Raw genomic sequence first — 16,834 nt, 5'->3', positions numbered from 1 at the left:
ATAACCTCGACTTTAGGGGCGATCGGGATAGGGGCTTTTCACCCCCAACCCGTCTAAGATTTCAATTTCCAGCGGTTCCATCTCATCGGCTTGTGCATCGCTGACATGGTCGAAACCCAGCAAGTGCAGCATACCATGAACCACCAGATGACAAAAATGATCTGACAGGGGTTTGTCCAGCTCTTGGGCTTCTTGGGTCACGGTCTCAAACGCTATGGCAATATCGCCCAGCATCATCGGTGCGCCCATGGGCAGGTCGTCTGCGCTGGCGGGAAACGACAAAACATTGGTGGGCTTGTCTTGACCGCGCCAATCGCGGTTCAAGGCCTGTACGGCACCATCGTCGGTGAGCAATACGCTGATTTCCCACTCCGCTTCGTCTTCGTCTTCGCATTCGGCCGCCTTGGCGACGCAGGCGTTAATGGCGCGTTCAATGATCGCTGGGTGGTCCGGCAAAGCCGTTTTCCAATCGCCGTTTTCCAGGCTGATGTCGATCCACAGATTGGGCAGGGGGGCATTGATCATTTGCGGTTGGTCCCGTTTTTGTCGTCTTGTTCATAAGGCGCGCTGGCCTTGCGGCGTTTTTCGGCTGCGTCGTAAGCATTGACGATGCGTGTCACGATTTTATGACGAATGACATCCTTTGCGCCAAACTCGACAAAGCCCAGGCCCTTGACGTCCTTCAAAATTTCACGCGCGTCGCGCAGCCCCGAACGGGTGCCGCGCGGCAAATCCACCTGGCTGAGATCGCCGGTCACCACCATGCGCGCATTTTCGCCCAATCGCGTTAAAAACATTTTCATCTGCACCGCGGTGGTGTTTTGGGCTTCGTCCAAAATCACAAACGCGTTCGCCAATGTGCGCCCGCGCATAAACGCCAAGGGTGCCACTTCGATCTCGCCATTTTCCAGACGCTTCACCACTTGGTCCGTGGGCAGCATGTCGTAGAGCGCGTCGTAAAGCGGGCGCAGGTAAGGATCGACCTTTTCTTGCATATCGCCCGGCAAAAAGCCCAGCTGTTCGCCGGCTTCCACCGCCGGGCGGGACAAGATAATGCGGTCCACATCGCCGCGCACCAGCAATTCAACCGCCTTCGCCACGGCCAAGTACGTTTTGCCCGTGCCCGCAGGCCCGGTGCCGAACACCATTTCGCATTCATCAATGGCTTTCAAGTAAGCCGCTTGCGTGGCGGAGCGGGGCGAGATCACACGGCGCTTGGTGTGCACTTCGACGTTCACGTCAGCCAGTTTGCCGCCCGGCTGTTCGACCATGCGCAAAGCCGCCGCGACTTCGTCGGACGTCACTTCCAGCCCGCCGGATAAGCGATCGTACAATCCCATCAGCACCCGTTCGGCCATATCCACACCGCTGGGACCGCCGGTGATGGTGAGATCCGCACCGCGCGCTTGGATGGAGACGTCAAGCTCGGTTTCGATCTGCACCAAGTGCGTTGAATGTGCGCCGAACAACGCCTGAGCCAAATGATTGTCGCCAAAGCTCAGCTTGGCCGAGCGGGTCTCAGGCTTGGCGGCTTTTTTGGCTTTCGGCTTGGATTTCGATTTGGGTTTTGGCTTGGTGCTCACGCGCAGGCTTTCGTGTTGTCAGGCTGGATACGGCCCATCAAAGAGTTCGGACTACCTTGCTCAATGGTGACATCAAAAATCTGATCAATCAACGTGTTAGGCGCATCGTTCACGACCACGGCTTGCATATAGGGGCTGCGGCCCACCAATTGTCCCGCCAGCTTGCCCGCCCGGTCGAACAAAACCGGCAAAGTCTTGCCCACGGACGCCGTGTTGAACGCCAAGGTTTGTTCGGTAAGCCGCGCTTGCAACGCGGCCAAACGCTCGGCCTTGACGGCTTCGTCCACTTGAAAATCCATCAGCGCGGCAGGTGTTCCGGGACGCGGCGAATACTTAAAGGAATAAGCCTGAATGAAGGTGACGTCGTCGACCAATTTTAAGGTGTCTTGAAAGTCCCCGTCCGTTTCCCCCGGAAAGCCCACGATAAAGTCCGACGACAGGGCGATGTCGGGACGCGCGGTGCGCAGTTTGTCCACCAACGCGCGGTACTCATCGATGGTGTGATCCCTATTCATAGCTTGCAATATACGGTCGGACCCCGCCTGCACCGGTAAATGAAGATAAGGCATCAGCTTGTCCACATCACCGTGGGCTTTGATCAAATCATCATCGATTTCTGCAGGGTAGCTGGTGGTGAAGCGAATGCGCTTAAGCCCGTCAATCTCAGCCGCCTCGCGGATCAGACGCGCCAGGCCCCATTCGCCGCCACCCGGCGCTTCGCCGTGGTAGCTGTTGACGTTTTGGCCCAAGAACGTGATTTCCTGCGCGCCCGCCTGGACCAAGCGTTTGGCTTCAGCCAACACGTCGGCAGCGGGACGTGAATATTCGGCACCCCGGGTATAGGGCACAACGCAGTAGGTGCAGAACTTATCGCAGCCCTCTTGGATGGCCAAAAACGCGGCCGAACCTTCAACCGCACGGTCTTGGGGCAGCGCGTCGAATTTGCTTTCTTGAGGAAAGTCGGTGTCCAAAATCTGGCCCGATTGGCGGGTGATTTCGGCCACCATTTGCGGCAGGCGATGATAGGTTTGCGGACCGAATACCATGTCCACAAACGGTGCGCGTTTGAGAACCTCTTCCCCTTCGGCCTGGGCGACGCAGCCGGTCACAGCCAAGACCATGCGTTTGCCCGCTTGGGCCATCTTGTCTTTTTGAATGCGCAGACGCCCGAGCTCGGAATAGACCTTCTCGGCGGCCTTTTCGCGGATGTGGCAGGTGTTCAGCACAACCATATCCGCACCTTCGCCGTCATCGCTCAAGCCATAGCCCAGGGGCTTCAAGACCTCGGTAATGCGTTCAGAATCATAGACATTCATCTGACAGCCGTAGGTTTTGATGTGCAGTTTTTTGGTCAAATTCAGTCGTCCTCAAAACGAAAAGAGGGGCTAAAAAGCCCCCGATTTCCGCGAAATTAGCATTGAACCGCACGAAGTCAATCCCCGTCGGCGTCCGAACCCGGGTCGTTGGTCTTGTCCGCGTTGATGGGCACACCGTAGAGTTCCAGTTTGTGGCCCACCAAACGATAGCCGTATTCTGCCGCAATTTTTTCTTGCAACGCTTCGACGGCAGCATTGTGAAATTCAATCACTTTGCCGGAATTGATGTCGATCAGGTGGTCGTGGTGATCGCTACCCGCTTCTTCATAGCGCGCGCGCCCGTCACCAAAGTCCAGGCGTTCCAAAATGCCGCTTTCTTCAAACAGACGCACGGTGCGATACACCGTCGCGATGGAAATGTGATCATCAACCTCAACGGCACGACGGTGAAGTTCTTCCACATCGGGGTGGTCGTGGGCATCCGACAACACCCGCGCGATGACACGGCGCTGCCCGGTCATCTTCATGCCCTGCTCTTGGCACATGACCTCAATGCGTGACAGTTGGTCTGCTCCCATGTATCGATTCCCCTAAAATCGCCTTTGTTTTTATAGACTTTTTATGTCCCCGCAGGAAACAGAGCTATATTTCCATTGATCGCAGCAGAGGTAAAGAGGCAATAGCCGAACCGCGCGCTCGGTTTCTTATTTTTTGCGAGTACGTCCACCCTTGCGCGGCTTGGTGCCCAGGCCGATTTTTTTCGCCAGCGAGCTGCGGTGCTTGGCATAATTGGGTGCGACCATGGGATAATCGGCCGCCAGGCCCCAGCGTTCGCGATAGTCTTCCGGGCTCATATCATAAGCGGTTTTCAGGTGACGCTTGAGCATCTTCAGCTTTTTGCCGTCTTCCAAACAGATGATGTAATCGGGTGTGATGGATTTTTTCACCGGGACAGCAGGTTTGGGGCGTTCCGCCTCAACCGTTTGTGCCCCCAAATTCATCAACGTCTTGTACACGTCTTGGATCACGCCGGGCAGGTCCGATGTGCTGACAGAGTTGTTACTGACATAAGAGGCAACGATTTCCGTGGTCAATTCAAGCTTTTCAGCCGTGTCTAATTTATCACTCATCAGTTAATCCCTTTCTAAAAGGAAGACCGGGCAAGAAGCCCCCCGATCAAACATATTGTTTCATTTGAAAATTTTGATGCTTATATAAGGACCACGTCGTCAAACATGCAAGTAAAAGTCACAAAAAACATGAGCTCTATTCCATCTAATAGTCATACCGATTACTTTCTCGATATTACGGGCGATGTTTGCCCGATGACGTTTGTTCGTACGAAACTCTTGATCGAAAAGATGAAATCAGGAGAAACCGCCGAAGTTCGTCTGAAAAGTAAAGAGCCGTTGGAAAATGTTCCGCGCTCCGTGCGCGAAATCGGGCATGAGGTCGTGAGCCTGGAGCCCGAAAGTGCGGATGAGACTGACGAAGGGGTTCATCTTCTGGTGATCAAGAAGGCGTGAGTTTAGCGCTCTTGGCTTTCTCAAGACCTTGGCAACACCAAACACACCCGCGTTCCCGCGTCGACTTCGCTGGACAATTCAATCGTTCCGCCATGCAGTTCCATAATCTTTTGCGCCAAGCTTAAGCCCAAGCCCGTCCCGCCCGAACGCCGGGTATAAGCCCGACCATGAGCTTGTTGGAACGGTTGCATGGCAATTTTGGCTTGCTCTTTGGTCATGCCGACGCCGGTATCCGTCACGTTGATGCGATATGCGGTTTCGTCACTGTCGATTGTTATGCAGACCGTACCGCCATGCGTGAACTTGATCGCATTGCCAATGATGTTGAACATCACCTGCTTCATCCGCAAGGGATCAATCGTCATCTCATGATCTTCTGAAATGTCGGTGATCACGTCGACGGCGTTGTCTTTTGCCAAGGCGTCGAGGATATCAACACACTCGGTGATGATGGCGTTGATGTCTGCAGGGCGGCAATCGAGTTCAAGTTTGCCCGCTTCGATTTTCGACAAATCCAAGATCTGATTGATGGTTTCCAACAAATGCTGGCCGCTGGCGGAAATCAGATGAGTGTATTCATGGTAGCGCTCCGATAGCTCACCATAGACCTTGTATTCCATGAGTTGCGAGAATCCGATAATGGAGTTCAGCGGCGTGCGCAGCTCGTGGCTCATATTGGCCAAAAACGCCGACTTCGCTTTATCCGCAGCATTCACGGATTTAATCGCGTCTTGCAATTCCAGGGTCTTGCTTTCTAAAGCGATTTCCGTGCGTTTGCGCATGACTATTTTTTGAATGTCTTGGGCCGCGCGTTGTAAGTGTAAAACGTCTTTGTCCCCATACGCTTCTTGTTTGTTGCCGACGCCGATAATCATACGCACGAGGTCCCCATCCAACACAGGGGCCGACATATGACGGTGAACGGGGAAATGGCCTTCGGGGTAGCCCTTTTTGGTCTCTAGGGCCTCATATTCATTGTGGACCACAGGCATACGCCGTCGAACGGCGTCGGCCCACACCCCGGCTTCGTCGATGGGGTAATGGTCCGTATGCGACGCGGTGCAAAGCTTGCGCGCCTCCTCATTCCACACCGTCAATTGCAATGTGTTCTGATCTTCGCCCACCAGATGGAGATAGCCGATTTTCGACGCGGTGGCCTCAACGGCAATGTCCAGAGCGCGCGATAGAATTTCGTTTTCTGAAAGTGACGGAGCGTCTTTGTTCAGCTCCAAAAAAGCATTGAGACGATGTTCCGTTCTGAGCTGATCGGTGCAATCTTGCACGACGCTTATTAAGCGGTATGGCCTTTGGGACGCGTCCCGATAAATGCGCCCAGTTTGACGCACGGTCCGCACCGGGCCGTCATCGCCACCGTATCGAATTCTGTGTTGAATGTCGTAATTGCCGCCGCTGCGCATGGCATTGTTGATGGTCGCACGCACACGGTCGACATCGCGGTCATCCACACACGACATCAAGGCATCGAAACTGGGGTGTGTCACGTTGGCATCATAGCCCAAAATGTCGAACAGCTCTTGGGACCAAACCATGTCAAGATTGGCGACAACCATGTCCCAGGTTCCCACGTGCGCAATTTCTTGAGACATGCGCAGGCGCTCTTCACTGACTTTCAAGGTGCGTTCGCTCTCTTGCAACGAGCTTAAGAGCAACCGGTTCGACAAGCTTTCAGAAAGCCTCGCCGCAAAATCTTGAAACAATTTCTGTTCGTTGGGGCTCCACTGTCGCTCATAGCGGCACTGATGCAGCCCAAACATCCACGGTTTGCCTATCCGCGGGTAAAGCGCACAAATCATTGCCGATTTAGCGGGTGCAACGTTGGCTTCCTTGAAGTCCCTGAGATTGGCCAATTCCTTTTCGCTGTGAATGATCACACCGTCGGCGTTTAAGACGGCCTGAAATGCCATCTCATGAAAAGGAGTCAACGGAAAGTCCAACCCGGTTTCCAGCGCCCCGGGATAGTCGGGCTTCGTCGCTTCCACAGCGATGCGAAACGTATCTGCGCCGGGGTCCAATGGGGTCAGAAGAAAAACGCGATCACAATCCAAGACTTCGAGAACCGTTTCCACGAACGCTTGGACCAACGCATCCACGTCCTGGACGCGGTTGAGCACATCCAGAACCGCGTTCATGCCGCGGTTGTAAAATTCTTCCCCTCGATGTCCATGCACGTCCATACCACGCCCTTTACCAGAGCCTCCTGAGACATACTCTTATTTATAGTATTATAATTAGGGGTATTGGGGAACCAAATTGCGTTTCATCACCAAACCATCGGCCCGGGACCCATCGAAACGTTTGTAATAGCCTTGGCGGCGGCCAACCTCTTCAAAACCCAGGCTTTGATAGAGTTTCAGCGCCGCCGCATTATCTACGGCCACCTCCAAAAACATCGACTTGGCCCCAAGCTTTTGGCTCTGGGCCAGCGCGCGGTTCATCAGCGCTTTCGCAATACCTTGCCCGCGCAGGCTCGGCCGAGTGGCGATGGTGAGGACTTCAGCCTCGTCCACACTGGTGCGAAACAGGCCAAAGCCCAAGGGCTCGCCAGCAGCGTTTTCGGCGATGAAGCCGAACGTGCCGGGCATTTCAAGGGTGGTGCGAAGGGATTTTGTGCTCCAGCCCTCTTCAAAGCTTTCGCCGTGCAGCTCGGCCAATACATCCGCGTGATGAACACAGATGTCCGTGAAGCGCAGGGGCTTGATCATGGGCGGGCGCGCCCTTGATTTTTGGGCAGTTTGGCGTCGGGCGGGCGCAAATACAGCGGCGCGGGCGGATCAAAGGATTTTGCCCCGTCAAAGCGCGACAAAGCGATTTGGCCGACCAAGCGCGCGTCCGGCAACGCCGGGGCAGAGGACAATTTGAGATCGCCGCCATGGGGCGCCGCCATCTCTTGAGCGCGCCCGCTGGCGTCGCCGACACAAATCACCGGGCCTTGGCCATCGATCATAGCGGCGATGGCTTGGCCTTCGGCAGCGGTGGGTTCATTTAAGGCTTTTAAGTCTTCATCAAACAACTGCACATAAATGTCCGCACGTTTACTTTCGATGGCAGCCAAAATCACGTGGCCTTGGCGTTCATCTGCGCCAACATTTGCGGCGACGGCTTCTAATGTGGTGACGCCGATGCAAGGAATGCCAAGCGCCAAAGCATACGCACGCGCAGTGGACAAGCCGATGCGCATGCCCGTAAACGCCCCGGGACCACGGGTAATGGCGACGGCGCACAAGTCTTTGGGCAAGCGGTCCGCTTCTTTCAACACGCCTTCGATCATAGGCAGCAGGACTTCGGCCTGACCGCGCGCCATTTCACGCGCATCCAGCGCCAATGTGCAGTTGCCGTCCATCACCGCTGCTGAGCATCCGGTGGTGGTGCAATCCAAAGCCAATATCAAAACAGGCGTGTCGCTCACAGTTAATCCTTTGCCAAATCTTTGCCCGTTATACTCCCGCCTGAAACCGTTTGCCAGTTTGGGATTTTGAAATGTCTTTGGTTGAGATCACCCCCGCCCGACACAACGTCGAAATCGATTTACGCTACGCCACGTCCGACAACTTCACCGGCCAGCCCGTTTATCAGCGCGCGGCGTGTTATCTGCACACCGAAGCGGAAAAAATGTTGGTCGAAGCCGTTGAGCTCGCAGCGCTTCAGGGCTGGACGCTCAAAGTCTTCGACGCGTTTCGGCCCAGCGAGTCCCAATGGAAGCTGTGGAATCACACACCGGACCCAGACTTTTTGGCCGATCCGCGCCGGGGCTCGCCCCATTCGCGCGGGGTGGCGGTGGATCTGACCTTGGTTGACCAAAAGACTGAACAAGAGCTTGATATGGGCACGGGGTTTGACGCCTTCACGCCCTTGAGCCACCACGCAAATCGCGGCGTCAGCGTCCAGGCCCAGCACAACCGTTTGCTGTTGATGGGCCTGATGACCACAGCGGGCTGGGATTTTTACCGCAATGAGTGGTGGCACTACCAACTATTCGACAGCCGCGATTATGAGCTGTTCAGTGATAGCGACCTGCCGGAACCCATGACGGCCACTTAGACCCGCCCGTACACCGGAACCACGGCAGACCGCGCCGCACCATTGGCGGGCGAGGCCAAATGTATGATGGTGGCGGCCACCTCTTCGACCTTGGGCCAAGACGCATGATCTGCGTCGGGCATGGCTGAACGGTTAGCGGGTGTGTCCAAAATCGACGGGGCCACGGCGTTGACAAAAATACCTTCTGGCGCGAGCTCTTCGCCCATGGCCTCGCTCAGTGCGGCAACAGCGGCTTTGGACGCCGCATAGGCCACCATGCCCGCCCCTTCGCGCGGGGAAACCCCTGGACGCGCAGCAATGTTGACGATGCGCCCAATCCCTTCGGCTTTGCGGATGGATTTCACCGCTTCGCGCGCACACAAAAAACACGTCTTGGCATTCATGGACATCTGTTTGTCGAACTGAGCCGCAGACGTTTCGGCCACCAAAGACATATCGAACCCACCCGCAATGTGGACGGAACCCCAAAGACCCGGAACGCCTTGATAAAAGCCTTCGACCAAGGCCTCGTCGGTCAAATCGATGTCGGCAACCAGGTGCACGTTGCCATGGTCTTTGTGGACGAAGCGTTCGCCTTCCTCTGCGTTGAAAACGGGGATGTGTACAGTGGCACCCAAGTCCAACAATTGGCCCACGACAGCGGTGCCCAAGGCGCCTGTGCCGCCCGTAACGACAACGTGCTTTTGACGAAAATCCATAAAAACCTCTTTCAGCAGGGTCGAAATAAACCTGGGGAGTTGTGATGAATATCACTTGTACTTTGACCTTAAATGGAAACAATAGCGCAAAAGATCAAGTCGTTGAATGTGAGGGGCTCGCATGATTCACCGTTTTTGGCACGTAACCGCCTGCACCGCCACCATTTTGGCTGCGGTGTTGAGCAGCCAAACCACGCCTGCATTTGCCCAAGACGAAGACTTGGCACCCGACGATGGCGCGTCCGTTGTCATGTATCACCGCTTCGGTGAAAACGACTATCCTTCCACCAACACACGTTTGGAACAGTTGGACGCCCACATCCAAGAGCTCAAGAACGGCGAGTACACATTGCTGTCCTTGGGCGAAATCGTGCGCCGTGTGAAAGCCGGTGAAGACTTCCCGGAAAAATCCGTGGGCGTGACCATCGACGATGCTTATCGCTCCGTCTACACCGAAGCTTGGCCGCGTTTCAAAGAGGCCGGCATTCCGTTCACCCTGTTTGTCGCCACCAACCCGGTGGACCGGGGGCTTAGCCGTTACATGACGTGGAACCAGATCCGCGAGATCGCCAACGATCCGCTGGTCACCATCGGCAGCCAGACCGCTACGCATCTCCACATGATCGACGTCAGCGAAGCGCAAAACCGCCAGGACTTGGATGCTTCGAACAAGCGGTTTCAAAACGAATTAGGTTATGTCCCCGAATTAATCGCTTATCCCTATGGTGAGTTTTCAGAAGATGTCATTGCCCTTAGTCAAGAACTCGGCTTTGTCGCAGGCTTCGGCCAGCACTCCGGTGCGTTTGGCGCGAACGACAACATCTTTGCCCTGCCCCGTTTTGCCATGAACGAAAATTACGGCGACGTGGCGCGCTTGCGCACCGCCGCCCAAAGCCTGCCTGTGCCTGCAAACGATATGACCCCCACCGACACGGTCGTGGACCCCAGCAACAATCCGCCGCCCTTGGGCTTCACGGTGCCGATGGATTTCAAACGCATGGACCAGTTGGCGTGCTTTTCCAATCACGAAGGCAAGCTACAGCTGGAACGCTTGGGCCCCCGCGTCGAAGTGCGCATGACAGCCCCCCTGCCCAAAGGCCGCACGCGGATCAACTGCACCATGCCCGCAGGTAAGGGGCGGTGGCGCTGGTTTGGTAAGCTTTTGTATGTGAAGTAGGGTTTCCTATATACTCACAGACATGCTCACCATCGACGACTACAACGCGTTTTGCCAATCTTTGCCCGCCACGCACTATGTGGTGCAGTGGGGCGGTTCGCACGTGTGGAAGGTGGGCGGGGCGAAGGGCAAGGTGTTCGCCATCGCCAACCATCACAGTGTTCACACCCACGCAGATCAACCCGGCATTACCTTCAAAGTTTCCGACTTCGCCTACGACATTTTGCGCGATGCCCCGGGTTTGCGCCCCGCGCCGTACTTAGCATCACGTGGGATGAAGTGGATTCAACACTACGACGAACCGGGGCTGAGCGATGATGAACTGAAAGCGTACCTCGCTGAATCGCACCGTTTGGCAGCGGCCAATCTCACCAAGACACGACAAAAAGAGCTTGGGCTTTACGCCGACAAACGATGAATCGGGGCACTTTGCGGCTGGAGCTCCAGTTGCACCTCGACGATGTCGTGTTCCACGTGTTCGGTGAGCCGGAAGCCCATGCCTTCGACAAACTTGAGCATGCGCGTGTTGTCGGCCAAGACTTGCCCCACCATGGTGCGCGTGCTGCGGCTTTTGCAATACTTGATCATTTTTTGCAAAAGTTCACGGCGTCGAAATCCACCGCAGCGTGATCGCGGTAGCCTTCCAACAATTTGGAAACCTTGGTGCGCGACACCAGATCGCGCGCCAACGCCATGTTGAGCAGCGGCAACGCAACGGCGCGATCGCCCACCACTTCGACGGAGCTACCACCTTGGCCGAACATGATGACAGGGCCGAAGATCGGATCGTAGGACACCCCGATAATCAGCTCCTGTGCACCGGGGCGCAGCGACATTTGCTGCACCGAAAACCCTGTGATGTCGGCGTTGGGATAAGCTTCTTTTGACCGCACCAACATATCGTGTGCGGCGTGCTCGACCTCTTGGCGGGATTTCAGATCCAAGACCACACCCGCGAACAGCTGGAACGTGTGCATACATCTCACCACATTGAACACATCGTCAATTGCGCGCCAAACGACGGCCTCGGTTATTTAGACGCCGACACGGTGGTGTCCTCCGGCAGTATCGAAGCCGCGCTCTACGCTGCGGGCTTTGATGCACATTCCAGTGATCCGCAAGCGCAGCTGCGGCTATTAGCGCCAGACTATGCCTGGATCACCCACGAGCTTGTGATGCTGGCCAATGAGTGTTGCAAAGGGCGCGTGGTTTCCATGATGGAAGGCGGGTACGATTTGCACGCGCTCGCCAGCTCGGTCGGCGTACACGTGCATATCTTGTTGACGCAATAGCGCTATTCTGCGGCTGTAGCCGCCTGTTCAAAGTTCGCAGGAAGTGGCCTTGCAAACAAAACGGAACATGCAGCCTGTGCCAAAAACTTCGTCGCCTTGGTGCTGATGATCGCACTCATGACCGGATTGCTCACTTTGCCATCCGTGACCAAAATATCGGCTTTTTGTGTTTCGATATAGTCGTGCACCACGCTTACGGCATCACCATGCTGGACCACGGGGATAAACGTTAGGGGATCCCCCAACACAGTGCGGCCAAGATCCACCAATTGGCCCAAGTGCTCCAAATGCGCAAGTTTCATGCGATCCGCGTACTCGCTCGGTGAAAGGCCGTTGTCCATACGGTTTTTATCCTGGCCTTCAAAATCCCAAGCATAAACCACATGCAACTCGGCCTGTTCCAGTTCGGCCAGGGAGGAAGCCATTTCCAAAATGCGCCGATTGGCCGGGTCCGTGAGCGCGTCTTCTTTGCCCGCATTGACCGCTGCGACCACCCGGTGATAGTTCTGCTTGGTCTTTGCATGCACGACCCACACAGGGCAATCGGCGCGCCGCATCAAGTCCGTCGTTAGGTCCAGGCCGAACATCTGCTCATATTCGCCTGCATAACCGTCTGAGGTCATGATCAAGTCGGCTTGACGGGCACTGGCTTCACCTAAGATTTCAATAACTGGTGTCCCCAATAATACAACGTGATCTTTGCGATATGTTGGCAAGGGGATTCCAACCGCGACGCGTTCGATCATGCGCTTGTGTTGGTCGATGTGCTCCCAACCCCGTGACGGATCGACCACGTTCAACAGTGTCAAATGCGCGTCGTTCCGCTTCGCCAATTCAATGGCACGCTCGAGCGTTTCATCTCCCCCGGGTAAAATGTCATAGACGACAATGATTTTTTTAAAGCGCTTCATGATCAGGTCCTTTTTTACGCAGCAAGGGATTGCGGGGCGGTTTTTTCTCCGGCTTTGGTCGAATTGTCTTGGCGGGCGGACAGTGCGCGGCGCAGCACGACGAAGCCCAGGGCACCCGATGCTAACGAGCCCATCAACACGCCCAACCGCACAGCGTTGAGCTGATCGGGACTGTCGAAAGCCAACGTGCCGATGAACAAGCTCATGGTGAAGCCAATCCCGGTGAGGCACGCAACGCCATAGGTCTCGCGCCAGCTGACACCGTCGGGCAAGCGGGCCAGGCCGGCCTTCACACTGATCCAAATCAAGGACATCACGCCCAGCTGTTTGCCGATGAATAAGCCCAAAGCAATGCCCAAGGGCACGGGCGTGAAAAGATCGGCAAACGACAACCCCGCCAAAGACACACCTGCATTGGCAAAGGCAAACACGGGCATGATAAAATAGCTCACCCAGGGAAACAGTGCATGCTCGACGTCTGTCAGCGGCGAGTTTCCTTCGTCGTCGCGCATGGGCACGGTGAGCGCTATCAACACACCGGCCAACGTCGCATGCACACCGGATTTCAACACCCCAACCCACACGATCAGGCCGATCAGCACATAAGGGGCGATGCGTTTGACACCGAAAAAATTCAGCGCCAGCAAAACCAAAAAGCCGAGCCCACCGATGGCCAAGGACTGCGTCGACAAATCCGCCGTATAAAACAGCGCAATGGCCAAAATCGCACCCAAATCGTCAATGATGGCAATGCCCAACAACAAAACCTTCAGGACCGGCGGCACGGCGGGGCCCAACAGCGCCAAGATGCCCAGGGCAAAAGCAATATCGGTCGCTGCAGGAATGGCCCAGCCACCCAAATTTTCGGGGGTAGCGGCATTGATGGCGAGGTAGAACAGGGCTGGTACCACCATGCCACCCACTGCAGCGACCAGGGGGAGAGCTGCTTTATCTCGGGACGACAGCTTTCCCTCTAACACTTCACGTTTGATTTCCAGACCGACAAAAAAGAAAAAGATCGCCATCAAACCGTCGTTCACCCACAGCAATAAAGGCTTGTCGATGCTTAACGGGCCTGCAGACATGGACACGGGGGTGTCGAATAAGGCCACGTAATATCCGGTTAAGGGGGAATTGCTCACCAGCAGTGCGGCCAGCGCAGCCATCATCAACAACACACCGCCTAAGGTTTCTTTGTTGATAAAACTCTGTTTTTGGGATGCATATGAGGCGTTCATTGTTCTCTTCTCACCATACGGAGGGGCACCAGCTCCTTAAAGTATGGGGACTCTCCTTTGATTATTAAAATTGAAAGATATCGTCGAAACTGATAGTTTTTATCTATCATGCCCACATTGAGACAGCTGCAATACCTGGTCGCCATTGACGATGAACGCCATTTCGGGCGCGCCGCCCAGCGCGTGCATGTGGCGCAACCGACCTTGAGCGCCCAATTTTCCGCACTGGAACACAAACTCGGCTGCCGCTTAATGGATCGTGACCGCAAAGGCGTCAGCCCAACGCCTGTGGGCCGCGAAGTGATCGAGCGCGCGCGCAAAGTCTTGGACGACGTTCAGGGCATCGTCGATTATATCGACACCAGCCGATCCCAGCTCAGCGGCAAACTCAAGCTCGGCGTGCCGCCGACGTTGGGGCCGTATCTTTTGCCCCACATGGTGCCTGTGATGCACCAACGCTTTCCCGCGTTAAAACTCTATGTGCGCGAAAGCACGCCCCGCGACATTCAAGACGAATTGCTGCAAGGCGAGTTGGACGTGGTGCTCACGCCCGCGCCGGTGGTGCATTCCAGCTTGGAGGTGCGCAAGCTTTTTCAAGAGAACCTCTCTGTTGTCTGCGCACCTGATCATGAATTGCGTGAAAAGGACGCCATCACCCTCGAAGACCTGCGCGGCCAAAACGTTTTAACGCTGGAAGCCGGACACCACCTGCACGCCCAAGTGCGCCAGCTCTGTGATGCCCATGGGGCCAAGCTGTTGTCCGACTATGAGGGCACCAGCTTGGATACCTTGCGTCACATGGTGGGCATGGGTGTGGGCTTGTCGTTTTTTCCGGAACTCTACATCCGTTCTGAAATGCCGGACCAGACGGAGGTGAAGGTGCTCAAGCTCAGCAACGCCAAGTTATCACGCGATATTTGCATAGCGTGGAGGCCCGGCCATGGATTGGCCGAACACATGGAAGAAATCGAAGCCATTATCCGCGAAGCTTATGCGGCTTTGGCCAAACGCTATTAGATGATCGGCTCAAGCGTGCCGTTGGACGTCAGCTGGGCGTTGTCCAACAGATCCAAATCGTTGGTGGAGATGATGGCGCGCAATTCCGCCACATAAGCAGCGCCGCGTTCGGAATAGCGGTGCAGCGTGCCGGCCAGCTCCATCCCGTCGACCACACGGCCTTGGGCGCGCATGTGTGTGCGCTCGGCGCGGAACTCTTTATAGGCGCGGTGCTTGTTCAAGTTGGCGACGTAAGAGCGCACCGAATCTTGCAACGTGTCAAACGCCCGCACGCGGTGGGTTTTCCCGTTTTCACGGCCATTGGGCACAATGCCTTTGTGATCGGACTTAAAGGTCCACTCGCCAAACATGGCATTGCCTTCGCGCACGAAACGCGACGTGCCCCAAGCACTTTCGGTCGCTGCTTGGGCCAAGGCCAAAGACGGCGGCACCACGTCGTGGCGTTCTAAGATGGCAACAATGTCGCCCCGGCGTGTGCCGTACTGTTCAGCCAAAACGGCCAACCACAGACGATCCAGCGCATCGAGCTCTTTGCCGCGCATGATTTGGGATTGCAGCTCCCACAAACGACCGCGCTCGGCTTCGATCTGTTCGTTCACCTGAAGCACCAACGGCAACACGGTTTTGAAAAAGATTTGTTTGCGCGCATTGGTTTCGCGCACGGCGCTCAAATTTTTGGGCAGAGCCGCCTGGGTGATGCGCGGCACTTCGCGTTGGCCAGCCAAGACTTCATCCAAGTCGTAATCGGGGCCTTTGGGCAGCGGGCCTGCGGCGGTGTCCATGTCATTGAGCACTTCCGGCACCGTGGCGACGGAAATTTCCATCTCCAAACCTTGGGCCACGCCCGCTTCGGGATCGGCAAAGGTTGCGCTGACAGCCGCAGTGCCGGTCGGTTCCGGCATCCACGCGGCAGTGGCGTAAAGGGCTGCACCCAAAACGGAAGCGGCGCTCAAAGAGCTCCAAACTGTATTTTTCATTTCGGCGTCTCGATCTGGCGTATCAAACAAAGGTTCAAAGTCTGCGTCTTGCCCAAAAAGGCGTTCTGCTAGACCGGTTCCCTCCTCGAGCAATGTTTCCAAAACCACTGCTTCGACCGATCTGTTTCACTTCCGGAGCTGTTGTCAGCCATTGCGGGATCTCGTTCTGATCCCTACCGGGTGAAATTCGGGCGCTTTTCTACGCGCTTTTTTCACGCGTTTCCAGCCCCTTTTTTTTACACAAGAGAAGTTACTGAATACTTTAGATAAATCTAAAAGACCCCCAACCGAAACGATTGGGGGTCTAAAGAATTTTGATCAAAAAAAACCCGATTCGCGAACTCGGGAATTGTGACACTTAGTTAACGGCGCGCACTTCCGTAACTTCGGGAACGAAGTGGCGCAGCATGTTTTCAATGCCGTTTTTGAGCGTCGCGGTGGAGCTGGGGCAGCCCGCGCAGGCACCTTGCATGTGCAGGTAAACCACACCCTCTTCGAAGGAGCGGAAGACGATATCGCCGCCGTCCTGGGCAACAGCCGGACGCACGCGGGTTTCGATCAACTCTTTGATTTGTTTGACGGTATCGGAATCTTCCGCACCATCGTCAGCGGCTTCGCCAGCGTCTTCCATCACTGGAAGGCCTTGGGTGAAGTGATCCATCACAGCCGCAAGCACGCGGGGTTTGACCACGTCCCAATCGACCGCGTCGGTTTTGGTCACGGTGACAAAGTCTGCGCCTAAAAAGATGCCGTCCACGCCGTCGATGCCAAACAAGGTGACCGCCAGAGGTGATTTTGCCGCACTCTCGGCGTCTGTAAAGTTAGCCGTGCCGGACGCCATAACCGCTTGGCCCGGAAGGAATTTCAACGTCGCCGGGTTCGGCGTGGCTTCGGTTTGGATAAACATGGGGGCTGTCTCCGCTATCTCTTAAAATCTGTTGATCGGAATATGGGGGTAAAAGGGTGATTGATCAACCCACGTTAAATTGTGGATATTGAAACAGTGAACGGCGCTCAAAATTCAGATCACAGGAGACTTC

At 55.6% G+C, this 16,834-nt stretch carries 21 protein-coding genes; 6 read left to right on the top strand and 15 right to left on the bottom strand.

Annotated elements, in window-relative coordinates:
• Positions 1-12 precede the first annotated feature (12 nt).
• The 5 genes from ybeY to V5T82_RS01145 all read right to left on the bottom strand — a co-directional run bounded on the left by ybeY (position 13) and on the right by V5T82_RS01145 (position 4,029).
• Complete coding sequence (gene ybeY / locus V5T82_RS01165) at positions 13-525, bottom strand: rRNA maturation RNase YbeY (protein ID WP_332893741.1); 513 nt, start codon at positions 523-525, stop codon at positions 13-15.
• Positions 522-1,583 (bottom strand): PhoH family protein, encoded by a 1,062-nt coding sequence (locus V5T82_RS01160; protein WP_332893740.1) that lies wholly within the window; start codon positions 1,581-1,583, stop codon positions 522-524. The genes ybeY and V5T82_RS01160 overlap by 4 nt, the downstream gene beginning before the upstream one ends.
• Positions 1,580-2,938 (bottom strand): tRNA (N6-isopentenyl adenosine(37)-C2)-methylthiotransferase MiaB, encoded by a 1,359-nt coding sequence (gene miaB, locus V5T82_RS01155; RefSeq protein ID WP_332893739.1) that lies wholly within the window; start codon positions 2,936-2,938, stop codon positions 1,580-1,582. Before miaB ends, V5T82_RS01160 begins: the two co-directional genes overlap by 4 nt.
• Before the next feature lie 77 nt (positions 2,939-3,015).
• The gene (locus V5T82_RS01150) at positions 3,016-3,477 is read right to left on the bottom strand and encodes a Fur family transcriptional regulator (RefSeq protein ID WP_332893738.1); all 462 of its coding nucleotides are present in this window, start codon (positions 3,475-3,477) and stop codon (positions 3,016-3,018) included.
• Between the two features lie 126 nt (positions 3,478-3,603).
• On the bottom strand, positions 3,604-4,029 hold the full coding sequence (locus tag V5T82_RS01145; RefSeq protein ID WP_332893737.1) for a Ros/MucR family transcriptional regulator: 426 nt from the start codon (positions 4,027-4,029) through the stop codon (positions 3,604-3,606).
• Positions 4,030-4,134: 105 nt separating this feature from the next.
• On the opposite strand from V5T82_RS01145, the gene V5T82_RS01140 reads away from it, so the two are divergent.
• Positions 4,135-4,425, top strand: coding sequence for a sulfurtransferase TusA family protein (locus V5T82_RS01140; protein WP_332893736.1), 291 nt, complete (start codon positions 4,135-4,137; stop codon positions 4,423-4,425).
• Positions 4,426-4,445: 20 nt separating this feature from the next.
• Here the strand turns inward: V5T82_RS01140 and V5T82_RS01135 are convergent, their stop codons facing one another.
• The 3 genes from V5T82_RS01135 to tsaB are packed head-to-tail and all read right to left on the bottom strand — an operon-like array spanning position 4,446 to position 7,852.
• On the bottom strand, positions 4,446-6,620 hold the full coding sequence (locus V5T82_RS01135) for an ATP-binding protein (RefSeq protein ID WP_332893735.1): 2,175 nt from the start codon (positions 6,618-6,620) through the stop codon (positions 4,446-4,448).
• 54 nt (positions 6,621-6,674) lie between these two features.
• A complete protein-coding gene (gene rimI / locus V5T82_RS01130; protein WP_332893734.1) occupies positions 6,675-7,148 on the bottom strand; it encodes a ribosomal protein S18-alanine N-acetyltransferase in 474 nt (157 codons plus the stop codon).
• Positions 7,145-7,852 (bottom strand): tRNA (adenosine(37)-N6)-threonylcarbamoyltransferase complex dimerization subunit type 1 TsaB, encoded by a 708-nt coding sequence (gene tsaB / locus V5T82_RS01125; protein ID WP_332893733.1) that lies wholly within the window; start codon positions 7,850-7,852, stop codon positions 7,145-7,147. The genes rimI and tsaB overlap by 4 nt, the downstream gene beginning before the upstream one ends.
• Positions 7,853-7,923: 71 nt before the next feature.
• Here tsaB and ddpX point away from each other — a divergent pair, with 71 nt between their 5' ends.
• Complete coding sequence (ddpX, locus tag V5T82_RS01120) at positions 7,924-8,484, top strand: D-alanyl-D-alanine dipeptidase (RefSeq protein ID WP_332893732.1); 561 nt, start codon at positions 7,924-7,926, stop codon at positions 8,482-8,484.
• On the opposite strand, the gene V5T82_RS01115 is transcribed toward ddpX, so the two are convergent.
• Complete coding sequence (locus V5T82_RS01115; protein WP_332893731.1) at positions 8,481-9,182, bottom strand: SDR family NAD(P)-dependent oxidoreductase; 702 nt, start codon at positions 9,180-9,182, stop codon at positions 8,481-8,483. The genes ddpX and V5T82_RS01115 overlap by 4 nt on opposite strands.
• A 121-nt stretch (positions 9,183-9,303) precedes the next feature.
• Here V5T82_RS01115 and V5T82_RS01110 point away from each other — a divergent pair, with 121 nt between their 5' ends.
• Together V5T82_RS01110 and V5T82_RS01105 are read left to right on the top strand one after the other, a co-directional pair.
• On the top strand, positions 9,304-10,359 hold the full coding sequence (locus V5T82_RS01110) for a polysaccharide deacetylase family protein (RefSeq protein ID WP_332893730.1): 1,056 nt from the start codon (positions 9,304-9,306) through the stop codon (positions 10,357-10,359).
• Between the two features lie 22 nt (positions 10,360-10,381).
• Positions 10,382-10,777 carry an MmcQ/YjbR family DNA-binding protein gene (locus V5T82_RS01105; RefSeq protein WP_332893729.1) on the top strand — a complete coding sequence of 132 codons (396 nt, stop codon included), beginning with the start codon at positions 10,382-10,384 and terminating at the stop codon, positions 10,775-10,777.
• Here the strand turns inward: V5T82_RS01105 and V5T82_RS01100 are convergent.
• On the bottom strand, positions 10,759-10,947 hold the full coding sequence (locus tag V5T82_RS01100) for a GNAT family N-acetyltransferase (RefSeq protein WP_332893728.1): 189 nt from the start codon (positions 10,945-10,947) through the stop codon (positions 10,759-10,761). The genes V5T82_RS01105 and V5T82_RS01100 overlap by 19 nt on opposite strands.
• Positions 10,944-11,303 carry an acetate--CoA ligase family protein gene (locus V5T82_RS01095; RefSeq protein WP_332893727.1) on the bottom strand — a complete coding sequence of 120 codons (360 nt, stop codon included), beginning with the start codon at positions 11,301-11,303 and terminating at the stop codon, positions 10,944-10,946. Before V5T82_RS01095 ends, V5T82_RS01100 begins: the two co-directional genes overlap by 4 nt.
• Between V5T82_RS01095 and V5T82_RS01090 the strand changes: the two genes are divergently transcribed.
• Positions 11,283-11,651 carry an arginase family protein gene (locus V5T82_RS01090; RefSeq protein WP_332893726.1) on the top strand — a complete coding sequence of 123 codons (369 nt, stop codon included), beginning with the start codon at positions 11,283-11,285 and terminating at the stop codon, positions 11,649-11,651. The genes V5T82_RS01095 and V5T82_RS01090 overlap by 21 nt on opposite strands.
• 2 nt (positions 11,652-11,653) lie before the next feature.
• Here the strand turns inward: V5T82_RS01090 and V5T82_RS01085 are convergent, their stop codons facing one another.
• Together V5T82_RS01085 and nhaA are read right to left on the bottom strand one after the other, a co-directional pair.
• Complete coding sequence (locus tag V5T82_RS01085) at positions 11,654-12,562, bottom strand: universal stress protein (RefSeq protein ID WP_332893725.1); 909 nt, start codon at positions 12,560-12,562, stop codon at positions 11,654-11,656.
• Positions 12,563-12,576: 14 nt separating this feature from the next.
• Positions 12,577-13,800 carry a Na+/H+ antiporter NhaA gene (nhaA, locus tag V5T82_RS01080; RefSeq protein ID WP_332893724.1) on the bottom strand — a complete coding sequence of 408 codons (1,224 nt, stop codon included), beginning with the start codon at positions 13,798-13,800 and terminating at the stop codon, positions 12,577-12,579.
• Positions 13,801-13,908: 108 nt separating this feature from the next.
• Between nhaA and V5T82_RS01075 the strand changes: the two genes are divergently transcribed.
• Entirely contained in the window at positions 13,909-14,817 is a 909-nt protein-coding gene (locus tag V5T82_RS01075) for a hydrogen peroxide-inducible genes activator (protein ID WP_332893723.1), read from the top strand.
• Here V5T82_RS01075 and V5T82_RS01070 read toward each other — a convergent pair.
• Together V5T82_RS01070 and V5T82_RS01065 are read right to left on the bottom strand one after the other, a co-directional pair.
• Positions 14,814-15,794 carry a glucosaminidase domain-containing protein gene (locus V5T82_RS01070; protein WP_332893722.1) on the bottom strand — a complete coding sequence of 327 codons (981 nt, stop codon included), beginning with the start codon at positions 15,792-15,794 and terminating at the stop codon, positions 14,814-14,816. The two genes, V5T82_RS01075 and V5T82_RS01070, sit on opposite strands and share 4 nt — an antisense overlap.
• 358 nt (positions 15,795-16,152) lie before the next feature.
• Positions 16,153-16,701, bottom strand: a complete 549-nt coding sequence (locus V5T82_RS01065) for a NifU family protein (protein WP_332893721.1) — start codon at positions 16,699-16,701, stop codon at positions 16,153-16,155.
• Positions 16,702-16,834 lie beyond the last annotated feature (133 nt).

It is taken from the genome of Magnetovibrio sp. PR-2, from assembly GCF_036689815.1.
Classification (GTDB): Bacteria; Pseudomonadota; Alphaproteobacteria; order Rhodospirillales; family Magnetovibrionaceae; genus Magnetovibrio.
Note: the sequence above shows the minus strand (reverse complement) of the source record. Positions and strands in the feature narration are given on the sequence as shown.

Coding starts and splice junctions, on each gene's coding strand:
- V5T82_RS01075 (WP_332893723.1), top strand. CDS start 13,909: ATGCCCACATTGAGACAGCTGCAATACCTGGTCGCCATTGACGATGAA.
- V5T82_RS01140 (WP_332893736.1), top strand. CDS start 4,135: ATGCAAGTAAAAGTCACAAAAAACATGAGCTCTATTCCATCTAATAGT.
- V5T82_RS01135 (WP_332893735.1), bottom strand. CDS start 6,620: ATGGACGTGCATGGACATCGAGGGGAAGAATTTTACAACCGCGGCATG.
- rimI (WP_332893734.1), bottom strand. CDS start 7,148: ATGATCAAGCCCCTGCGCTTCACGGACATCTGTGTTCATCACGCGGAT.
- V5T82_RS01070 (WP_332893722.1), bottom strand. CDS start 15,794: ATGAAAAATACAGTTTGGAGCTCTTTGAGCGCCGCTTCCGTTTTGGGT.
- V5T82_RS01150 (WP_332893738.1), bottom strand. CDS start 3,477: ATGGGAGCAGACCAACTGTCACGCATTGAGGTCATGTGCCAAGAGCAG.
- V5T82_RS01065 (WP_332893721.1), bottom strand. CDS start 16,701: ATGTTTATCCAAACCGAAGCCACGCCGAACCCGGCGACGTTGAAATTC.
- ybeY (WP_332893741.1), bottom strand. CDS start 525: ATGATCAATGCCCCCCTGCCCAATCTGTGGATCGACATCAGCCTGGAA.
- ddpX (WP_332893732.1), top strand. CDS start 7,924: ATGTCTTTGGTTGAGATCACCCCCGCCCGACACAACGTCGAAATCGAT.
- V5T82_RS01100 (WP_332893728.1), bottom strand. CDS start 10,947: ATGATCAAGTATTGCAAAAGCCGCAGCACGCGCACCATGGTGGGGCAA.
- V5T82_RS01110 (WP_332893730.1), top strand. CDS start 9,304: ATGATTCACCGTTTTTGGCACGTAACCGCCTGCACCGCCACCATTTTG.
- V5T82_RS01145 (WP_332893737.1), bottom strand. CDS start 4,029: ATGAGTGATAAATTAGACACGGCTGAAAAGCTTGAATTGACCACGGAA.
- nhaA (WP_332893724.1), bottom strand. CDS start 13,800: ATGAACGCCTCATATGCATCCCAAAAACAGAGTTTTATCAACAAAGAA.
- V5T82_RS01085 (WP_332893725.1), bottom strand. CDS start 12,562: ATGAAGCGCTTTAAAAAAATCATTGTCGTCTATGACATTTTACCCGGG.
- V5T82_RS01115 (WP_332893731.1), bottom strand. CDS start 9,182: ATGGATTTTCGTCAAAAGCACGTTGTCGTTACGGGCGGCACAGGCGCC.
- V5T82_RS01105 (WP_332893729.1), top strand. CDS start 10,382: ATGCTCACCATCGACGACTACAACGCGTTTTGCCAATCTTTGCCCGCC.